Origin of the sequence: Acidovorax sp. SUPP3334 (assembly GCF_030159055.1) — a bacterium.
Taxonomy (GTDB): domain Bacteria; phylum Pseudomonadota; class Gammaproteobacteria; order Burkholderiales; family Burkholderiaceae_C; genus Paracidovorax.
The window spans coordinates 168,920-187,587 of the sequence record NZ_BQXQ01000001.1; the positions used below are offsets into that span (position 1 = coordinate 168,920).

Annotated in this window: 14 protein-coding genes; 12 read left to right on the forward strand and 2 right to left on the reverse strand. The window is 65.0% G+C overall.

Annotated elements, in window-relative coordinates; translation table 11 throughout:
- Positions 1-101 precede the first annotated feature (101 nt).
- Entirely contained in the window at positions 102-1,205 is a 1,104-nt protein-coding gene (locus tag AVHM3334_RS00740) for a BMP family ABC transporter substrate-binding protein (protein WP_284408772.1), read from the forward strand.
- 25 nt (positions 1,206-1,230) lie between these two features.
- Here the strand turns inward: AVHM3334_RS00740 and AVHM3334_RS00745 are convergent, their stop codons facing one another.
- Positions 1,231-1,986, reverse strand: coding sequence for a sulfite exporter TauE/SafE family protein (locus AVHM3334_RS00745; RefSeq protein ID WP_284408773.1), 756 nt, complete (start codon positions 1,984-1,986; stop codon positions 1,231-1,233).
- A 155-nt stretch (positions 1,987-2,141) separates the two neighbouring features.
- Between AVHM3334_RS00745 and AVHM3334_RS00750 the strand changes: the two genes are divergently transcribed.
- From AVHM3334_RS00750 to AVHM3334_RS00790, 9 genes are all read left to right on the forward strand, one after another.
- Positions 2,142-3,113 carry a LysR substrate-binding domain-containing protein gene (locus AVHM3334_RS00750; RefSeq protein WP_284408774.1) on the forward strand — a complete coding sequence of 324 codons (972 nt, stop codon included), beginning with the start codon at positions 2,142-2,144 and terminating at the stop codon, positions 3,111-3,113.
- Positions 3,114-3,360: 247 nt separating this feature from the next.
- A complete protein-coding gene (locus AVHM3334_RS00755) occupies positions 3,361-6,663 on the forward strand; it encodes a 3-keto-5-aminohexanoate cleavage protein (RefSeq protein ID WP_284408775.1) in 3,303 nt (1,100 codons plus the stop codon).
- 72 nt (positions 6,664-6,735) lie between these two features.
- Positions 6,736-8,196, forward strand: coding sequence for an FAD/NAD(P)-binding protein (locus tag AVHM3334_RS00760; RefSeq protein ID WP_284408776.1), 1,461 nt, complete (start codon positions 6,736-6,738; stop codon positions 8,194-8,196).
- A gap of 68 nt (positions 8,197-8,264) precedes the next feature.
- Entirely contained in the window at positions 8,265-9,548 is a 1,284-nt protein-coding gene (guaD, locus tag AVHM3334_RS00765; RefSeq protein WP_284408777.1) for a guanine deaminase, read from the forward strand.
- A 99-nt stretch (positions 9,549-9,647) separates the two neighbouring features.
- Entirely contained in the window at positions 9,648-10,214 is a 567-nt protein-coding gene (gene dcd / locus AVHM3334_RS00770; protein ID WP_284408778.1) for a dCTP deaminase, read from the forward strand.
- 155 nt (positions 10,215-10,369) lie between these two features.
- Entirely contained in the window at positions 10,370-10,684 is a 315-nt protein-coding gene (locus tag AVHM3334_RS00775; RefSeq protein WP_284408779.1) for a hypothetical protein, read from the forward strand.
- Positions 10,685-10,842: 158 nt separating this feature from the next.
- Positions 10,843-11,124, forward strand: coding sequence for a hypothetical protein (locus tag AVHM3334_RS00780; protein ID WP_284408781.1), 282 nt, complete (start codon positions 10,843-10,845; stop codon positions 11,122-11,124).
- Positions 11,125-11,215: 91 nt separating this feature from the next.
- On the forward strand, positions 11,216-12,094 hold the full coding sequence (gene ypfJ / locus AVHM3334_RS00785) for a KPN_02809 family neutral zinc metallopeptidase (RefSeq protein ID WP_284408782.1): 879 nt from the start codon (positions 11,216-11,218) through the stop codon (positions 12,092-12,094).
- A 167-nt stretch (positions 12,095-12,261) separates the two neighbouring features.
- Positions 12,262-13,713: a DEAD/DEAH box helicase gene (locus tag AVHM3334_RS00790; protein ID WP_284408783.1), complete on the forward strand. Its 1,452-nt coding sequence runs from the start codon at positions 12,262-12,264 to the stop codon at positions 13,711-13,713.
- A 105-nt stretch (positions 13,714-13,818) separates the two neighbouring features.
- On the opposite strand, the gene AVHM3334_RS00795 is transcribed toward AVHM3334_RS00790, so the two are convergent.
- The gene (locus tag AVHM3334_RS00795; protein WP_284408784.1) at positions 13,819-14,664 is read right to left on the reverse strand and encodes a symmetrical bis(5'-nucleosyl)-tetraphosphatase; all 846 of its coding nucleotides are present in this window, start codon (positions 14,662-14,664) and stop codon (positions 13,819-13,821) included.
- Between the two features lie 242 nt (positions 14,665-14,906).
- Between AVHM3334_RS00795 and AVHM3334_RS00800 the strand changes: the two genes are divergently transcribed.
- Together AVHM3334_RS00800 and AVHM3334_RS00805 are read left to right on the forward strand one after the other, a co-directional pair.
- The gene (locus AVHM3334_RS00800; RefSeq protein ID WP_284408786.1) at positions 14,907-15,197 is read left to right on the forward strand and encodes an H-NS histone family protein; all 291 of its coding nucleotides are present in this window, start codon (positions 14,907-14,909) and stop codon (positions 15,195-15,197) included.
- Positions 15,198-15,704: 507 nt separating this feature from the next.
- Entirely contained in the window at positions 15,705-18,620 is a 2,916-nt protein-coding gene (locus AVHM3334_RS00805) for an aconitate hydratase (RefSeq protein ID WP_284408788.1), read from the forward strand.
- The last annotated feature ends 48 nt before the right edge of the window (positions 18,621-18,668 follow it).

Consider the following 18,668-nt stretch of genomic DNA (forward strand, 5'->3'; position numbering starts at 1 on the left):
GCCTGCGAACCGGCAGGCCTGACTACAATCTCGCTCCCCGAAAGGCGGCTGTCCCGGCCGCCTTTCGCGTTTTCATCCCCGGGACCATGTAGAGGACCACCATGTACAAAAACCTCGCTGCCACGCTCGTGGCCGCTTGCTGTTTGCTTTCGCACGCCCATTCCCAGAACCGCCAAGCCGGTCAAGCCGACCAGACCGCATCCCCGGCCGTGGTCAAGGCCGGCTTCGTCTATGTCTCGCCCATCACCGAAGCGGGCTGGACGCGGCAGCACGACGAGGGCCGCAAGGCCGTCGAGGCCGCCCTGGGCCAAGGCGTGCGCACCACGTTCGTCGAGAACGTGCCCGAGGGCGCGGACGCCGAGCGCGTGATCCGCGATCTGGCCGCCACGGGCCACCAGATCATCTTCACCCCCAGCTTCGGCTACATGGAGCCCACGCTGCGGGTCGCGCGGGACTACCCCGGCGTGAAGTTCGAATCCATCACCGGCTACCAGACCGCGCCCAATGTGGCCACGGCCAACGCGCGCTACTACGAAGGCCGCTACCTTGCCGGCATCGCAGCCGGGCGCATGACGCGCACCAACGTGGCCGGCTATGTGGCGGGGTTCCCGATTCCCGAAGTGCTGCAGGGCATCAACGCATTCACGCTGGGAATGCGTTCGGTGAACCCGAAGGCGACCGTCAAGCTCGTTTGGCTGGACGTGTGGTTCGACCCGCCCAAGGAGCGCGACGCGGCCATGGCGCTCTTCAATCAGAACGTGGACGTGGTGGCGTTCCACACCGGGTCCACGGCGGTGATGGCGGCGGCGCAGGAGCGCGGCAAGCTCGCCATCGGCTACCACTCCGACATGCGCCGCACCGGGCCGGACGCGCAGGTCCTCGCCGTCACGCACCAGTGGGGCGGCTACTACACCCAGCGGGTGCGCGCCGTGGCCGATGGCACATGGAAAAGCGGCAACCTCTGGGGCGGCGTGCGCGAAGGCATGATCCGCGTCGAAGGCTTCGGCCCCAAGGTGCCTCCCGCCGTGAAGGCCGAGGTGCTGGCGCGGCAGGACGATATCGCCCAGGGTCGCTTTCACCCGTTCCGCGCGGGGGCAGCGCCCGTGCGCGACAACGCCGGCCGCGAGGTCATCCCTGCGGGCCGGACGCTGACCGACGCGCAGATTCTGCAGATGAACTGGCTGGTCGAGGGCGTGCAGCGCTGATTCTCGAGACCCTTTCCCTTTGCCGCTACAGGTGGCGTGCCGCCAGCAGCGGCAGCGACGAGGCCAGCAGTGCCGCGCCCGATGCGGTGAGCAGGCCCAGCACGATCTGCCGGAAGGCCACATCGCTCAGCCCGATGTACAGCCGCGTGCCGAGCAGCGTGGGAACCAGCATGGCCGGCGCCACGATCGCGAAGAACGGCAGCATGTCGCGCGTGACCACGCCGGTGCCCAGGTACGTGGCCATGGTGACCATCAGCATCGACAGGTTGAAGTTCTGGATCACCGCGCGCTGCTGGTCCTTTTCGTAGCCGCGCAGGGTGCACCACAGCGTGGGCAGCGTGCCGGTGAAGCCGCCGATGCCGCCCATCACGCCGCCGGCCATCCCCACGATGCCATCGGCCAGGCGCCCGCCTTTTTGAATGCGGGGCAGGCGCTTGGCCATCAGCATGGCCGGGCACCAAAGCACCAGCAGCGCGCCCAGCAGCGTCTTGAACCAGACCATGTCCAGGCGCGGCAGCAGCGCCACGCCGAGCGGAATGCCCAACAATCCCCCCAGCACGAACGGAGCGAGCGTGCGCACGTCAAACCCGCGCCGCACCGACACCGCCGCGACGATCTGGCCGGTGAGCGCACCGAACACCGCCAGCGTCGCCGCCAGGCGCGGCTCCAGCGTCCATGCCCAGAACGACATGGCCACCATGCCGAACGCAAAGCCCGAAAGGCCCTGCACGAACCCGGCCACCACGGCCCCGATGCCCACCACCCAGTAGATCGTCTCCATTGCGCGCCTCTCCCCCATGTGTTCATTCTCGGAAGGCGCCGGGCCTGCAAGAAGGACCGCCGCCGATGGGCCAGGATTGTGGCGAAGTCTCATGAACCAATCTTTCTAAATTAGTATTGCCCCATAAGTAATTCGATATACCGGAGGACGTACCCATGATCCTGTCCGACATGGAAGCCCGGCTCGCCTCGCGGCTCAAGATGCGCCACCTGGTGCTGCTGCGCATGATTGCCGAGCACGGCTCGCTCACCCGTGTAGCGCACCACATGGCGACCAGCCAGCCGGCCGTCACGCATGCGCTGGCCGAGCTGGAGGCCATGTTCGGCGGCGCGCTGTTCCAACGCTCGGCACGGGGCATGGCACCCACTGCCTTGGGCGACATGGTCATCGCCCGAGCCAGGGCCATGCTGGAAGACCTGGGCCACTGGGTGCGCGATATCGAGGCCGTGGGCCTGGGCCGTGCAGCGCACCTGCAGGTAGGCGTGATCCCTTTCGTGTCGGGGCGGTTGCTGGCCGCTGCCATCGGCCGCACACGCCCGCAAGGCCTGCAGGTGACGGTCACGGTCCACGAAGGCACCAGCGACCGCCTGCTGGAGCGCCTGCGCCAGCACGAGCTGGACTGCGTGATCGGCCGGGCCTCCGCGGTGCTGGACATGCAGGGCGTGGAGCACGAGGTGCTGTACCACCAGGAGCCGCGCCTCATCACCCACCGCCGCCTGGCCGCGCGGCTCGGGCGCCAACCTCTGGCCTGGCAGGAGCTGGCCCGGCTGGAGTGGATTCTTGGCGCGCGCCAGACGCCCATGCGCGAGCAGATCACCGATTTTTTCTTGCGTGCAGGGGTTGCACCGCCTGCGCCTTTCGTCGAAAGCCTGTCGTCCAAGCTCATCGGCGAATTGATCGCCGCCAATGAAAAAGCGGTGTCCATCGTGCCCGCGGACATCGCCGAGGAACTGGCGCGCATCGCTGGCGTGGGCATCGTCGCCCATCGGTTCGGCTGGACGCTGCCGCCGATCACGCTGTTCCAGCGGGTCGAAGGGGCGCGCTACGAAGAGCAATCGCTGTTCGTGGCCGCGCTGCGCGAGGTCTGCGCCCAGCAGGCTGCCGCGCAGGCGTCGAGCACGGCATAGCGCGCGGCGCGCGCTTTTCGATCCCCCCAGCGGCCTGGCGGCGGCGGTGATGCCGGCGCCGGGCCGTTGCCGTTTTTTCGTGGCATGGCTTCACATCCGCAGCGGCCTGGCAACTACCCGAATGGGTAGTGTCGCTGCCGCACGGCCGTTGCTGTAATGCGACCGACGTGCCAGCCCGGCGCGCGTCGCTTGGGGTGCCCTGTCAGAGTGGCGCCCCCGGCGAATCCACAAAAAAAGGGGAAGGTTGATGCGAATATTCATCACGGCTGCGCCAGTGGGCGCCGTTCCACAGCACGCCCTGGCCGAAGCGCCGAAGTTTCTGCCCGGCCACGCCATCGACGCCGCACAGGCGCAGGGCAATGGCCTGGCCGCCCATCTGGATGCCGATGGCTGGGAGCCGGTGCCCGCCGGTGGCCTGGCGTTGAGCGACGGCCTGGAAGCTTCGGTGACTGCCAGTGATATGAGTGATATGAGTGCGCCATCCGTTCAGGAACGCCGCGCTGGCGACGCCGATGTGCGCCGCCATCTGCCGGGCGCTGTCCTGCGCTGCATCGCCTCGGTGAAGACTGCGCGCGAACTGGTGCTGACGCTGACCGCCCAGGGCTGGACAGCGGCCGGCTGCGGCGATCTGGAATGGCGCGAGAACCGCATCGAGAGCTACCTGCCGCCTGCGCTGGTGGCCGCGCTGGAGAGCGAGGCGCCGCAGGTGCTGGAAATGCTGCGCGGGCGCGGCTGGGTGGAGTGCGGCGAAGGCCGCTGGAACCCCGGACGCACGGCATCGCCGCATCTGCCGATCACGCCGGAAGCCATCGTCGCGCACAGCGTGGCGGCGGTGCGCGAAGGCGCCGCCATCGTGCATCTGCACACGCGGGACTGCAGCGGCCAGCAGACGCTGCAGGTGCCTGGCGTGGCCAGCCCGGTGCGTCTGGGGCGGCAGGCCAACCACATCGACGAGGCGCAGTACGCGGCCATCGTGCCGCGGCTGCACCAGCTGGCGCCTGCGGCCATCCTCAACCTGTCCACCAGCGTGCGGGGCGGTGCCGCCGATTTCGAAAGCCCTGTACGCCGGGTGCACCTGCGGGCTTACGGCGCGCAGCAACGCGTGCCGGAGATGGGGTCCTTCAGCCCGGGGCCGGTGATCTTCCAGGCGGGCGGTGGCTACGAAAACCCGCCGGCCTTCCTGGCGGCGCAGACCGCGCACTGCCGGCAATGGAAGGTGCGGCCGGAGGTCGAAGTGTTCAACAGCGCCATCTTGGGCAGTGCGCTGGGCGCGTATCAGGCCGACCTGCGGTCTGTGGGCACGCCTGTCATGTTCATGCTGGTGGTGGGGGTGGACCAGCACCGGCGCCTGCCGGAGGGCGGAGTGGCGGACGACTCCCTGTTGCCTGTAGCCGAGCGCAAGGACATCCTGCGCCTGTTGGCCGAAGGTTCTGCGGAGGCCTTCGAGCATGCCCTGGCCCGGGCCGTGCAATCGTTGCGGCCGGTGGTGGACCGCATCCGCAGCGAATGTCCGGGGGCCAAGGTGTCTGCCCTCGTGCCCGGCCCGATGATCGTGCTGCTGGCACGCCTGGCAGTGGCTCTCGGCCTCGATGGCGTCCGCGTGGGCCTGGAAGACGCGTTGAACGTACCCGATGCGGAAATGGCCGGCGGCTGGCGCCGCGGCACCACGGCAGAACAGGTGCGCTATGTGCGAGAGCAACTGCAGGCCCTGGGTGCCACCGTGCTGACCGCCGAGGAAGCGCGCGTGGCGCTGGACATGCCCCATCCGGACGTCGCACTGCTGCAGGAGGCGATCACGCGGCTGCAGCCGCTCGCGGCCACGGAACCCTTGGCGCGTCCGAGAGCGATGGCCGGCTCGGTGCTCGCTGCTCTGGCACAGTTGCAGCCCGGCTATGCGGCGCGGGAGTCGCGGTTTCTGGCGGCGCTGCAAGCCGATGCAGCCCGTCTGCCGGCGGATCGGCAGGTCGAGGCGGCGGGCGACCTCGCACTGGCCGCGTTGCGCGATCACGGTCTGTACGCGCGCTTTTTCGTGGAAGAACGGGACCGCTATCCCGCCGAAGGGGCAGGAGCCTTCCGATACGTCTATCCGCTGCAGGCGCTGAACTTCGTGCGTGAACTACTGGTAGAGCAACAGCGGCCCGGCGGACTGTGGGATGCGGCGCTGCAAGCGATGGCCATCGAAGCGGGTCTGCCGCCACATGCCTATCAGGTGCGTCCCGCGCAGTTCAAAGGTCAGGAGCTGCGGTTTCTGGAGTTCCTCACATCCATTCCGTGCCGCTACACCGAGGACCGGACCGACATCGTGCATACCGCGGTGCGCCGCCATGCGGGCTACAGCGCCGCCATGGCCGTGTTGTTCGAGGCCATCCACGAGCGGACGGTGGCGTTGCGGGCGGACAAGGACTCTGAAGCCGAGGCCAAGAGCGCGGGCATCCGCATCTACCGCGACGCGCCCCGCAGCGGGCCCCTGGCGATTCCGCCCGACATGGAGATTGCGGCGGTGCAGGCCGCCGTGGCTCGCGGGGCGTGGGTCGTCCTGCCCAGCACGCCCACCACGCATTACCCCGAGGGCCTGAAGCTCTCCACCGGACTAACGGCCACCTTCGCGCGGTTCCTGGAGCGCACGCAGTCGGCTGCTGAAGTGCTGGGCATCGCCCATGCCGGCATCGACGCCTGCGGCACGGTGCTGATCGAATCCAGCATGCTGCACAACCGGTTCACGTTGAATACGCAGGTGCATCCGCAGGTGGTCAGCCATTCGTCACGCCTCATCTACGAGCGCGTGGTGCTGCCCCGGCTGGTCGCTCAGCCGCAGGCCTTGGCCTGGAACGCTGCAGGCCTGGTGGAACGCGACGCGGCGGGCCGGCTGCTGAACCGCGATGGTCGCCCGGCGGATCGGCTGTCGTTTCAGGGCATCGAAGACTTGGCGCGGCTGCATTTTCTGGCACACAGCTCGGGCATCGCGACGATCCAGCAAATCGACAATGCCGCGCGGGCAGACCTAAAGCGGCTGGGGTATTCGGTGCAGGAGCAGGAAGAAATTTTCAACCGCGCTGTCGCTCTGTCGTTCGCGTCGGCCTGCGATGTGAACCTGTCCGTCCTGGGCACGCCCATCGTCGATGTCACGGCGCTGAACGACGTGCGCAGCGTGGCGGGCACGACGACGCCGGATTACCTCTGCGGCAGTGCCAGCGGCACCTGGAGCCTGGCGCCCCTGATCCCGCATCGCGATGACGAGGCGTTCCGCTATACCGAAGCCCACTGGACCCTGCGCAAGGGCGAACAAAAGAAGCTGTTGCTCCGCCTGGCGGGGGTGGTTCTGCGGGAGGATCCGGCGCGGCTGCACGATGGCCACTCCATCCGCCGGTATCTGGAAGGCGCTCCAGCCTCTCTGGTCGAGCTGGTGGCGTTGCTGCAGACCGCAGCCCCCTCGCTGCGCGCGGACATGCTGCTGCGCCAGCATTTCGCCAAGCATGGTGCTCCGTCCCATACCCCCTCGGCCATGGGCGTTCGCATGCCAGTGCTGGCCACTGCGGTGGAGCGCGAGTGATGCGGCGGGCATGGCATCCGCAGCGTCCACGCCCGGCGTCTGCCCGGGCCGCCAGCAGGGAGACCTACGACCATGGCTAGGATCGCGATCATCGGGGGCGGCTGCAGCGGCACCCTCGTCATGCAGGCGCTCAGCCGTGCAAGCCACCGCGCCGGTATCTCCGAGGTACTGCTTTTCGACGAGGCCGGCGGGTTCGGTCCAGGCCTGCCCTACGGACAAGACACCAACGATGGTGAGTTCCTTCTCAACATGGCGTCGTCCCTGCTGAGCGTCGATTCCGGCCAGCCCGACGGCTTTGATCGCTGGCTGGAATGCACCGGCAACGCGCCGCCGGGCGGGCAGGGCTCTTACGTGCGCCGGTCGCTCATGGGCGCCTATCTGCAGAACGTCGCCCGGCAGGCCGAAGACGCGCTCGCCGCGCGCGGCGTGAAGCTCGTGCGCATTGCGCAGACGGTGACCGACATTGAATGCGGTACCAGCGGTTTCCATGTGGCCACTGCGCACCACGCCTGGCCAGTGGACCAGGTCGTGCTGGCGATGGGGCATTTGAAGAAAAGGTCGCCGTTCCCGGGCGCTGCGCATTACCACGCCAATCCCTATCACGACCTGAATGCCATCAAGGCAGAGCTGCCGCGCAACGCACGCATCGGCATTCTGGGCACCAAGCTCACGGCCATCGACATGGCGCTGCTGCTGGGCCGGCTCGGTGTGGAGCGCATTCACATGTACTCCCACTCCGGCCAGTTGCCGCTGGTTCGCGGTGCCGTGCCCGCCGTGCCTCCGGTTCGCCCAGGGCCACGCTATGCCGGCGACACGCTGCGCGGCTTCCTGCGTTGGTTCCGCCAGAGCGGGCCCTACGAGCGCGAATACCCGGGGCTCATGACGATTCGTGATCCGCTCTTGCGGATCGGCCGCGAAATCGCGGCGGCTCAGTCCGTGCGGGACTGGCAATGGCAGTTGGACGCCACCAAAGAGGATATCGACCGCTGCTGGGCCGCCCTGCGGCCCGACCAGAAACGCCGCTTTTTCCGCAAATACCAAGGCTTGTGGATGAGCTACCGGCATCCCATGCCGCTGGACAATGCGCGCAAGGTGCAGGCATTGCTCGAAAGCGGTCGCCTGACGGTCCATTCCGGTTACCGGGCCACCCAACCGGGTGCAGGGCGGCCGGGGTTTCGCGTAGAAATCGCAGACGGAGCGCTGGAACTCGACGGCATTCTGGATGCGACCGGCGTGGCAGGCAATCTGGCACGAATCGATTCGCCGCTGCTTGAAAATCTGATCGACCGGGGCTTGATTCGCCAGCATGAATTCGGGGGAATCGCGGTCGATGTGCAGAACCTGCAGGTGGCCGGCCAGCCGGGGCTGTTTGCCATCGGCGCATTGACGCAGGGCTCGCTGTTCTATGTGTCCGCCATCGAGCGGCTGGCGCTGCACGCCCAATGCATCGCGGGCCAACTGGGCCGGATGCCCTCCGGTCCGCCAGCGGGGAGGCTCCCACACACGCTGCAGCTGGAGCGGCTTGCGGTGTAGCGCCAACCGTATGCAGTCCATGCGCTGCGGCGCATGAAAAGCGGGCGGCACGGCGGTAAGCTGCCGCCATGCAAATCTATCGCTCCGGCCTGCTGCGTTTCGCGGATGACCATTCGGCCTTGTATGAAGAAGACGGCCTGCTCGCCGTCGGTCCCGATGCCCAGGGGCGCCAGCTTGTACAGGCCGCCGGTGCCTGGCATGCGCTGGCGCCCGAGTACGCGCAATGGCCGGTGGTGCATTGGTCCGGCCGCATCATCGCGCCAGGGTTCATCGACATGCATATGCACTTCCCGCAGACCGACGTGATCGGCTCGCCTGCCGACGGCCTGCTGCCCTGGCTTGAGAACTACACCTTTCCCCACGAATCGCGCTTCGCGGATCCGGCCTATGCCGCAGGTGTGGCGATCGTGTTTCTGGACGAGCTGCTGCGCAACGGCGTGACCACGGCGCTCACCTTCGCTACCTCGCACCCCGCATCGGTGGACGCGCTGATGAACGAGGCCCAGGCGCGCGGGTTGCGCCTGATCGCCGGAAAAGTGCTGCAGGATCGCCACTCACCCGACGGCGTGCGCGACGAAACCCGGCAGTCGCTGCTGGACACCGAGGCGCTGATCGGCCGCTGGCACGGCAAGGACCGGCTGGGTTACGCCATCACGCCGCGCTTCGCGCCCAGTTGCACCGAGGCCCAGTTACGCGGCGCGGGCGAATTGGCCGCCCGCTACCCCGACGTCTGGGTCCAGTCGCATGTGGCCGAGAACAAGGACGAAATCCGCTGGGCCCGCGAACTGTTCCCTGCGGCCCGCAGCTATCTGGCGGTGTACGACGATTTCGGCCTGATGCGTGAGCGTGCCGTGTACGCCCACTGCATCCATTTCGACGATGCCGACCGCGCCCTGATGCGCGACACCGGGGCCGTGGCCGCCGTCAGTCCCACCAGCAACCTTTTTTTAGGCAGCGGTTTCTTCGACTATGCGGGGGCCGACCGGGTCGGCTTTCGCTACGGGCTGGCGAGCGACGTGGGCGGCGGCACGAGCTTCAGCCCCTTTCACACCATGCTCGCCGCCTACTACGTGGGGCGGGAAGGGCAGACCAAGCCCGGCCTGTCGCTGTCGCCGCAGGCGTTGTGGTGGCAGCACACGGCGGGCGCAGCGCAGGCCCTGGGCCTGACGGGCGTGATCGGCAATCTGCAACCGGGTTGCGAAGCAGACTTCGTGGTGCTTGACCCGGGCGCGACGCCGCTCCTGGCCCGCAAGACCGCACACGCGGCCAATCTGGATGAGTTGCTCTTCGCCTTGATCGTGCTGGGGGACGACCGCGTCATCGAACGCACCGTGATTTCACAAGCCAAATAGGCCTCCGGCGCACGTTGGTAAAGCGTGGGCAGCTATGAAAAATATAGTGTGCTGCCGCGCGCGTCCTCTCTACAATGGCGGCCCAGCAGGAGTTGAGCAATGAGCATCAAAAGCGACAAGTGGATTCGCCGCATGGCGGAGCAGACCGGCATGATCGAGCCCTTCGAGCCCAATCAGGTCCGCGAGGCCGAGGGCCGCAAGATCATCAGCTACGGCACCAGCAGCTACGGCTACGACATTCGATGCGCGCCGGAATTCAAGGTGTTCACGAATATCCACAGCACCGTGGTGGACCCGAAGAACTTCGACGAAAAGAGTTTTGTCGACTTCGAGGGCGACAGCTGCATCATTCCTCCCAACAGCTTCGCTCTGGCGCGCACTGTCGAGTACTTCCGCATTCCCCGCAATGTGCTGACCATCTGCCTGGGCAAGAGCACGTATGCCCGCTGCGGAATCATCGTGAACGTGACCCCTTTCGAACCCGAATGGGAAGGCTATGTCACCCTTGAGTTCAGCAACACGACGCCGCTGCCGGCCCGCATCTATGCCGGCGAGGGCTGCGCGCAAGTGCTTTTCTTCGAAAGCGACGAAGTTTGTGACGTGAGTTACAAGGACCGGGGCGGAAAGTACCAGGGCCAAAGCGGCGTGACCCTGCCCAGGGCCTGACGGGTCTGTTTGCAGGGCGGCTGCGTCCTACACCGCGTCGGCTTTTTCGCTGCAAGCCTCGTCTCGGAGGGCTCCTTACCATTCGCCCAAGGTTCTGTGTTGCATCTGGTTGGATGCTGTAAACATTGCGCAGAACGCTTTCAGAGGAGTCCACCATGCCCGCTACCCATCACGCTGTTTCGTCTTTTCAGGCCGAGCGCACGGGCCTTTCGCGGGTGCTGCACGGCTCGGGGGGATTGTCCCGTTACTGGCCCGCTGAAACGCTTGACGCGTTTCTGCTGCAAATGGCCGCTCGGGGCCATTGCATCAGTGCCGCCATGATGCTGGGGGACCGCAGCTACGCGCTGCAGCAGATCGAGCGAGCCCGCACCCTGCCGGGTTGCGCGCTGCAGGCCCTGGTTCAAGAGCTCTCCGAATACTTCGAAGACGCAGAACCCGCAGCCGCCAGCATGCACTGGTGCACCCGCTGACTTGATCGGTGTCAGGCGCTGGAGCCCGGTCCGGGTGGCTGTTGCCCCACTGAGTGCCGGTACACGGGGCCTGGCCTGAACGCTCGAGCCCTACGCCGCCCCACCGCCACCGTCCTACGCTTTTGCACGTTGTTCGCCGGGTTTTAGGCGGCATTGCCATGGGTAGCATCGATCTCATTCCCATCAAGAGGCTTTGCATGCACGACGATTTTCATCCTCCCGTTAGCCACCCCGCACCACGGCGCCCCTGGCCCATCGTCATCGGTGCCGTCGTGATCGTAGGGCAGCTCGCCGCATTGGGCTGGGTGGTGCAGGGGCAGGTGCAGGTGCAGCATGCGGCAGAGCGCCAGTCCAGCTGGGTGGCCCGGGGCCTGCAGGCATCGCCTGCCATGACCTACGCCGCTGCGGATGCTCCCGCTTTTGGCGAGCAGCAGCCTTGAGCCGCACCGGCAGCGCGCGGCATGCGCCGTGTTTGCGGCGCGGGCGTAATATCCGGCGCGTCGTGCCCATGGCGGCACGCAGGAGAATCGTATGAAGTGGGAAGGCAATCGCGAATCGGACAACGTCGAGGACCGCCGCGATGGCGGCGGAGGCGGCGGCATGCCGGTGTTCGGGGGGCGCAGCATCGGGATCGGGACCATCGTGGTCGCGCTGTTGGGCGGCTGGATCTTCGGCATCAATCCCCTGACCATTTTGGGATTGCTCAGTGGCGGTGGAGGCCCTCCCGCCCAGGTTCAGCAGGCGCCGGCGCATCGGCCGCCTGCGGATGACAAGATGGCGCGCTTCGTCTCTACCGTGCTGGCCGACACCGAAGATGTCTGGACGGGCATCTTCCGCCAGAGCGGCAGCGCCTACCAGGACCCGAAGCTCGTGCTGTTCCGCGGCTCCACGCCGACGGCCTGCGGCACGGGCCAAGCTGCCATGGGCCCGTTTTATTGCCCTGGCGACCGCAAGGTGTACATCGACCTGGGTTTTTATGAAACCCTCAAGAACCGCCTGGGTGCGCCCGGAGATTTTGCGCAGGCCTATGTGATCGCCCACGAGGTGGGCCATCACGTTCAGAACCTGATGGGCATCAGCGCCAAGGTCGACGAGATGCGCGGCCGCGTCAGCAAGGTGCAATACAACCAGTTGTCGGTGCGCCTGGAACTGCAGGCCGACTGCTTTGCCGGGGTCTGGGCACACCACGCGCAGAACGCCCGGCAGATTCTGGAGCAGGGCGATGTCGAAGAAGCCATGAATGCCGCCGCCAAGATCGGGGACGATGCCTTGCAGCGCGCGGGAGGCGGCGCCGTGGTGCCGGACAGCTTCACCCACGGCACCAGTGCCCAGCGCCAGCGGTGGTTCCACACGGGGCTGGAAAACGGTAATGTGAAGGCTTGCGACACGTTCTCGTCGCGCAGTCTGTAGCGCGCATGCAGCAATCGGCCGTGCTGGCTCAGCCGTGCGGTGATGCATGCAGCGCATGCTCCATCAGCATCGTGTGCTATCGATTGAATAGCAAGGCTGTCGCCACGGCTAAACGCCTACCCGAAAAAACGCCCATTGCAGCCCCTGGTGCGACAATAGCGGGCTAAATGACAAGTTCTTTCTCCAATTTATCGCTGGCTGAACCGCTGGCACGCGCTGTGGCCGAAATGGGCTACGAGTCCATGACTCCCATTCAGGAGCAGGCCATCCCGGTCGTCCTGACCGGCAAAGACGTGATGGGCGCCGCCCAGACGGGCACCGGAAAAACCGCCGCGTTCTCGCTGCCTTTGCTGCAGCGCCTGCTCAAGCACGAAAACAGTTCGACCTCTCCGGCGCGCCACCCGGTGCGTGCGCTGGTGCTGCTGCCCACTCGCGAATTGGCCGATCAGGTGGCCCAGCAGGTCGCCATGTACGCCAAGTACACGAAGCTGCGCAGCATGGTGGTGTTCGGCGGCATGGACATGAAGCCGCAGACGCTGGAGTTGAAAAAAGGCGTCGAGGTGTTGGTCGCCACGCCCGGACGGCTTCTGGACCACATCGAAGCCAAGAATGCCGTGCTCAACCAGGTCGAATATGTGGTGCTGGACGAAGCCGACCGCATGCTGGACATCGGCTTTTTGCCAGACCTGCAGCGCATCCTGTCCTATCTGCCGAAGCAGCGCACCACGCTGCTGTTCAGCGCCACGTTCTCCCCCGAGATCAAGCGGCTGGCCGGCAGCTATTTGCAAGACCCCATCACCATCGAAGTGGCGCGCCCCAACGAAACCGCGTCCACGGTGGAGCAGCGTTTCTACAGCGCCAATGACGACGACAAGCGCCGCGCCATCCATCAGGTTCTCAAGACACGCGGACTCAAGCAAGCCTTCATCTTCGTGAACAGCAAGCTGGGCTGCGCCCGCCTGGCGCGAAGCCTCGAGCGCGAGGGCCTCAAGACTGCTGCACTGCACGGCGACAAGAGCCAGGACGAACGCCTGAAAGCGCTCGATGCCTTCAAGCAAGGCGAGGTCGATCTGCTGGTGTGCACCGATGTCGCTGCCCGGGGCCTGGACATCAAGGACGTTCCGGCCGTATTCAATTTCGACGTGCCGTTCAATGCCGAAGATTACGTGCACCGCATCGGTCGTACGGGTCGCGCGGGCGCTTCCGGCTTGGCCGTCACACTGGTGTCCAACAGCGATGCGCGCCTGGTGGCGGACATCGAAAAGCTCATCAAGAAGAAGATCGATCTCGAAGCCCTGGAGTACGAGGAAGACCGTCCCCGCGGCCGCATCAACGATGGGCAAAGGGCCTGGCGCGAGGATGGCCAGCGCGAAGCCCCTCGCCGCGAGCGCAGCGGCGATTCCCGCGAGCCCCGCAGCAGCTACCGCACCGCCCCGGTTGCCCGCGACCCTTTCTTCGACAAACCGTACGAAGTCCCGGCAATCGATGCCGCACCGCATTGGGAGTCGGCGGCCAAGGCCCAACCGGCGCGCAGCGGTATCTCTGCCAACATCAAGCCCAAACGCAAGGTGGCTGCCCTGTTCAAGGCCGAGGAACAGTCAGAAACTTCATCCCAGTGAGAGGCGTCTTCAGGCCAGGATGACCTAGCTTGAATGATAAGGGGATGACAGAACAGAGTCGTGCGCCGTGCCGTGCGCACTGTCTGTTGGCCATGGTCCAGCTGCTCAGGCACCGGGTTGTTGCGCTTCCTCGCACTGAACGTGGCAGTGCTCTCGCTCGGAGAGCGTGCTGCCGAACCTGACCGCGCTGAGGCAGCCTCCCCAGACGCACCCCGTGTCCAGCCCCAGCAGGTCCGGTCGGTTCATCCAGCCCAAGGTGGACCAATGCCCGAACGTCACCAGCGTGTCCTGGGTTTTCCGTTGCGGGGCGTCGAACCACGGGACCAAGCCCGCTGGCGCTGAATTGGCACTTTCGCTGCTTTCGAAGTCCATGACCCCCGCGGGCGTGCAAAAACGCAGTCGAGTCAGCGCATTGACGATGACGCGCAAGCGGTTCGTTCCGGTCAGTGAGTTATCCCAACGATCGGGCGTATTGCCATACATCGCGTGGAGAAAATCCCGCAGCTGCGGTCCCTGCAAGACATCTTGCACTTCGCCCGCATAGGCCAGCGCATCCTCGATCGACCACGACGGCAAAACGCCAGCATGCACCATGAGCAGGGTCTCGCCAGCATGCACATGCGCACGGGCGAGCGGCTGCTGCCTGAGCCATTCGAGCAACCGCTCACTGTCTGGTGCTTTTAGAACCTGCTCCAGCGTGTCGCGGCGGGAGGATTTGCGTGCGCCGTGGGCGGCGGCCAATAAATGCAGATCGTGATTGCCCAGTAAACTCCGCAGGCTGTCTCCCGCCTGCATGCAACGGCGCAGCACGGCGGCAGAGGCGGGCCCCCGGTTCACCAGATCGCCCAATAGATAAACCGTATCCCGGCTGGGCGAGAAACCAATGTGGTCGAGCAGGCTCTGCAATGCAGTGTCGCAGCCTTGAATATCCCCGATGCAGTAGAGCGCCATCGCCGTCCCAATGTGTGTAAACCCGCATTGTGACGCGCCGCCATCGGCGCAAGGTAATGAAAAGGCGCAGCGAGCCCTTCCTGGTTCAAGCGCGCTCTTCGAGATGGTCCTTGTGGCAGAGTTCCATGAAATGCAAAAATTCGGCGATTCAATGGATGGGGGATTGATTTTCTATTTTTTCCTGCACGATATTAAAAGCTCCCTATAATGCAGCCTTCGATATTAATCACTACATCACTACCATGAGCACTAGCTACAAAGACCTGCTGAAACAACGTGAAGAACTTGAGCAGCAAATTAGCGAAGCGCGCCGCCGTGAATTGTCTGACGCCATCAATCAGGTTCGCAATCTGGTGGCCGAGTATGGTTTGACCGCCCAGGATGTGTTTCCCGCAGGACGCGCTCGCAGCGCTAGCGCTGGCGTCAAGGTCGCTCCCAAATACCGCGATCCTGCCACCGGCCAGACATGGACGGGCCGTGGCAAGGCGCCTAAGTGGATTCAAAACCAAGACCGCGAGCAATTCGCGATTTAATTCGCGCATTGCTCATTCCTCGGAGCAGGCACGCCCGATGCGTTGCCTGAGCCCGATGCCGTTCACTGATCGGCAATCACAGCCCGCTTTGGCGGGCTGTTTTCATAGCCATAAATACTTCACAAACGCGGACATGAAGTGGAATGCCTTTTCAGTGCCTTGCATATCGCCGCCATTGCATCTCTCTTTGGAGAATCGGCAATCCGGGTTGATTAGCGATGGCTATGGCTGAGTAGGATTCCTGGGAAAGTTCCCGAACCAAATCGCGAATAAAAATCAAAATTCCACAGGGTGGTATTTTGTTGGTGGTTTTGGCACTAATGAATATGTTTTGCACCAGCTGCAAAAGTATTCCCACCCTGTAGGACGGCAGCGCTCGCAGCGGTTGGTGTTTTCTGCAGACGCATCATTCGATGTCAGCGCGCTTCGCCATTGATTACCCCACGATTGCATCGATGGGTAGGACTGCCAGAATAGGCGCTCTCGTCCCCACAGGAGTCGCACTACATGGCCTCGATGTCACCCCCAGTTCTCCGCCACGCTTTCGCATCCACCCTGAAGAGTTTGACGACCGGGTCCGGCAAAAGTGGAAAGTTCTATTCGCTTCCGGCCCTTGCCAAGCAATTCCCGACGGTGAAGCGCCTGCCGGTTTCGATCCGCATCGTTTTGGAGTCGGTTTTGCGCAATTGCGATGGCAGAAAGGTCGCGGCGGAACATGTGGAGCAGTTGTCGCGGTGGCAGCCCGTGGCGGATCGCAAGGACGAGATTCCCTTCGTCGTGTCTCGTGTGGTGCTGCAGGATTTCACGGGCGTGCCTTTGCTGGCCGACTTGGCGGCGATGCGCAGCGTGGCCCAGCGCCTGGGCAAGAAGCCCAAGAAAATCGAGCCGCTGGTTCCGGTGGATCTCGTGGTCGACCACTCGATCATGGTCGATTACTACGGCACGAAAAAAGCGCTGGACCTGAACATGAAGCTCGAGTTCCAGCGCAACCGCGAGCGCTACGAATTCATGAAATGGGGCATGCAGGCCTTCGACACCTTCGGCGTGGTGCCGCCAGGGTTCGGCATCGTCCACCAGGTCAACCTGGAATATCTGGCGCGTGGCGTGCACAAGGGCGACGGCGACGTGTACTACCCCGATACGCTGGTCGGGACCGATAGCCATACGACGATGATCAACGGCATCGGCGTGGTGGGTTGGGGCGTGGGCGGCATCGAGGCCGAAGCGGCCATGCTGGGCCAGCCGGTTTACTTCCTCACCCCGGACGTGGTGGGGTTCGAGCTGACCGGCCAGTTGCGCGAAGGTGTCACCGCCACCGACCTGGTATTGACGGTGACCGAGATCCTGCGCCAGCACAAGGTGGTGGGGAAGTTCGTGGAATTCTTCGGGGAAGGCACCCGCACGCTTTCGCTGCCCGATCGCGCCACCATCGGCAACATGGCGCCCGAATATGGCGCGACGATGGGTTTCTTTCCCGTCGATGAAAAGACGATCGAATACTTCAGGGGCACCGGGCGCACGCAGGGTGAGATCGAGTTCTTCGAAGCCTACTTCCGCGCACAGGGCCTGTTCGGCGTGCCCTTGGCGGGCGAGATCGACTATTCCAAGGTGGTGCGCTTGAACCTGGGCGACGTCACGCCCAGCCTGGCTGGTCCCAAGCGCCCGCAGGACCGCATCGAACTGGGCAAGGTCAGCAGCGATTTCGTCACGCTGTTCAGCAAGCCGGCAGGAGAAAACGGCTTCAACCGCCCCGCCGAACTGCTGCACACGCGTCACCACATACACCGGGGTGACGAAAGCGTGAGCGAGGCCGTGCCGGCGGAAAAACCCGCACCGGCAGGCGGCCCGCGCTTTCTGGTCGAGATGGAGCACAACAAACCGCCCCTGGCCGTCACCCATGCGGACGCGGTCGTGCGCCTGCCTTCCAAGGGGTCGGACCCCACCATCGGCAACGGCGATGTGCTGATTGCGGCCATCACCAGCTGCACCAACACGTCCAATCCGAGCGTGCTGCTGGCGGCCGGGCTGCTGGCCAAGAAAGCGGTGGAGGCCGGACTGAAGGTGCAGCCGCACATCAAGACCTCGCTCGCTCCGGGCTCGCGCATCGTGACCGAATACCTGACGGAAACCGGCTTGCTGCCGTACCTTGAAAAGCTGGGGTTCGCGCTGGCCGGCTACGGGTGTACGACCTGCATCGGCAACGCCGGCGATCTGGCGCCCGAACTGAACGAGGCCATCACCAGCAACGATCTGGTCTGTGCCGCCGTGCTGTCGGGCAACCGCAATTTCGAGGCGCGCATCCACCCCAACATCAAGGCCAACTTCCTGGCCAGCCCGCCGCTGGTCGTGGCCTACGCCATCGCCGGGACGGTGATGCGCGATCTGATGACGCAGCCCGTGGGCAAGGGCAAAGGCGGGCGCGACGTGTACCTGGGCGACATCTGGCCGACCAGCGATGAAATCAACGCGCTGATGCGCTTCGCCATGAACGGCAAGGCGTTCCGCGACAACTACGGCAAGGTCAAGACCGATCCAGGCGCGCTGTGGAACAACATCAAGGGCGTGACGGGCGATACCTACAACTGGCCCGCCAGCACCTACATCGCCGAGCCGCCGTTCTTCGCGAAGTTCACCTTGCAAGCGCAGGCGCGGCCCGACGGTGCCGATGGTTCCAAGGTATCCGAGGCGGTGGTGGGCGCGCGGATCATGGCGCTTTTCGGCGACTCGATCACCACCGACCACATTTCGCCCGCTGGCTCCATCAAGGAGACTTCGCCGGCAGGGCAGTGGCTGCTGCACAACGGCGTGATGAAGCAGGACTTCAACAGCTATGGCGCGCGCCGTGGCAACCACGACGTGATGATGCGCGGCACCTTCGCCAACGTGCGCATCAAGAACCTGATGATTCCCGCCACTGCGGACGGATCGCGCGAAGAGGGCGGGGTGACCTTGTTCCAGAACGACGGGCCGCTGCAGGGCACGAAGATGTTCATCTTCGATGCTGCCATGAAGTACATCGCCGAAGACACGCCCACCGTGATCTTCGCGGGCGAGGAATATGGCACGGGCTCCAGCCGCGACTGGGCCGCCAAGGGCACGCAATTGCTGGGCATCAAGGCCGTGGTGGCCAAGAGCTTCGAGCGCATCCATCGCTCCAACCTGGTGGGCATGGGCGTTCTGCCGCTGCAGTTCAAGTCGGGCGACTCCTGGGAATCATTGGGGCTGACCGGCAAGGAGACCATCGACGTGGTTCCCGACCCGGCACTGACACCGCAAAGCGATGCGCTTTTGACGATCCAACGGGCCGACGGCTCACGCCAGCAGGTCACCGTCACGCTGCGCATCGATACGCCGATCGAGGTGGACTATTACCGCGCTGGCGGCATTCTTCCGTACGTGCTGCGTCAACTGTTGAGCGCTTGAGCAAGGGGTCATGCGGACACCGGAGCGGCGGCCCGATACACTTGTGAC

Excerpts from the sequence above, each read along its gene's own strand:
- AVHM3334_RS00745 (WP_284408773.1), bottom strand. The coding sequence starts at position 1,986 with ATGGAGACGATCTACTGGGTGGTGGGCATCGGGGCCGTGGTGGCCGGG.
- AVHM3334_RS00805 (WP_284408788.1), top strand. The coding sequence starts at position 15,705 with ATGGCCTCGATGTCACCCCCAGTTCTCCGCCACGCTTTCGCATCCACC.
- AVHM3334_RS00780 (WP_284408781.1), top strand. The coding sequence starts at position 10,843 with ATGGGTAGCATCGATCTCATTCCCATCAAGAGGCTTTGCATGCACGAC.
- AVHM3334_RS00795 (WP_284408784.1), bottom strand. The coding sequence starts at position 14,664 with ATGGCGCTCTACTGCATCGGGGATATTCAAGGCTGCGACACTGCATTG.
- AVHM3334_RS00790 (WP_284408783.1), top strand. The coding sequence starts at position 12,262 with ATGACAAGTTCTTTCTCCAATTTATCGCTGGCTGAACCGCTGGCACGC.
- AVHM3334_RS00755 (WP_284408775.1), top strand. The coding sequence starts at position 3,361 with ATGCGAATATTCATCACGGCTGCGCCAGTGGGCGCCGTTCCACAGCAC.
- guaD (WP_284408777.1), top strand. The coding sequence starts at position 8,265 with ATGCAAATCTATCGCTCCGGCCTGCTGCGTTTCGCGGATGACCATTCG.
- AVHM3334_RS00800 (WP_284408786.1), top strand. The coding sequence starts at position 14,907 with ATGAGCACTAGCTACAAAGACCTGCTGAAACAACGTGAAGAACTTGAG.
- AVHM3334_RS00750 (WP_284408774.1), top strand. The coding sequence starts at position 2,142 with ATGATCCTGTCCGACATGGAAGCCCGGCTCGCCTCGCGGCTCAAGATG.
- AVHM3334_RS00760 (WP_284408776.1), top strand. The coding sequence starts at position 6,736 with ATGGCTAGGATCGCGATCATCGGGGGCGGCTGCAGCGGCACCCTCGTC.
- dcd (WP_284408778.1), top strand. The coding sequence starts at position 9,648 with ATGAGCATCAAAAGCGACAAGTGGATTCGCCGCATGGCGGAGCAGACC.
- AVHM3334_RS00775 (WP_284408779.1), top strand. The coding sequence starts at position 10,370 with ATGCCCGCTACCCATCACGCTGTTTCGTCTTTTCAGGCCGAGCGCACG.
- AVHM3334_RS00740 (WP_284408772.1), top strand. The coding sequence starts at position 102 with ATGTACAAAAACCTCGCTGCCACGCTCGTGGCCGCTTGCTGTTTGCTT.
- ypfJ (WP_284408782.1), top strand. The coding sequence starts at position 11,216 with ATGAAGTGGGAAGGCAATCGCGAATCGGACAACGTCGAGGACCGCCGC.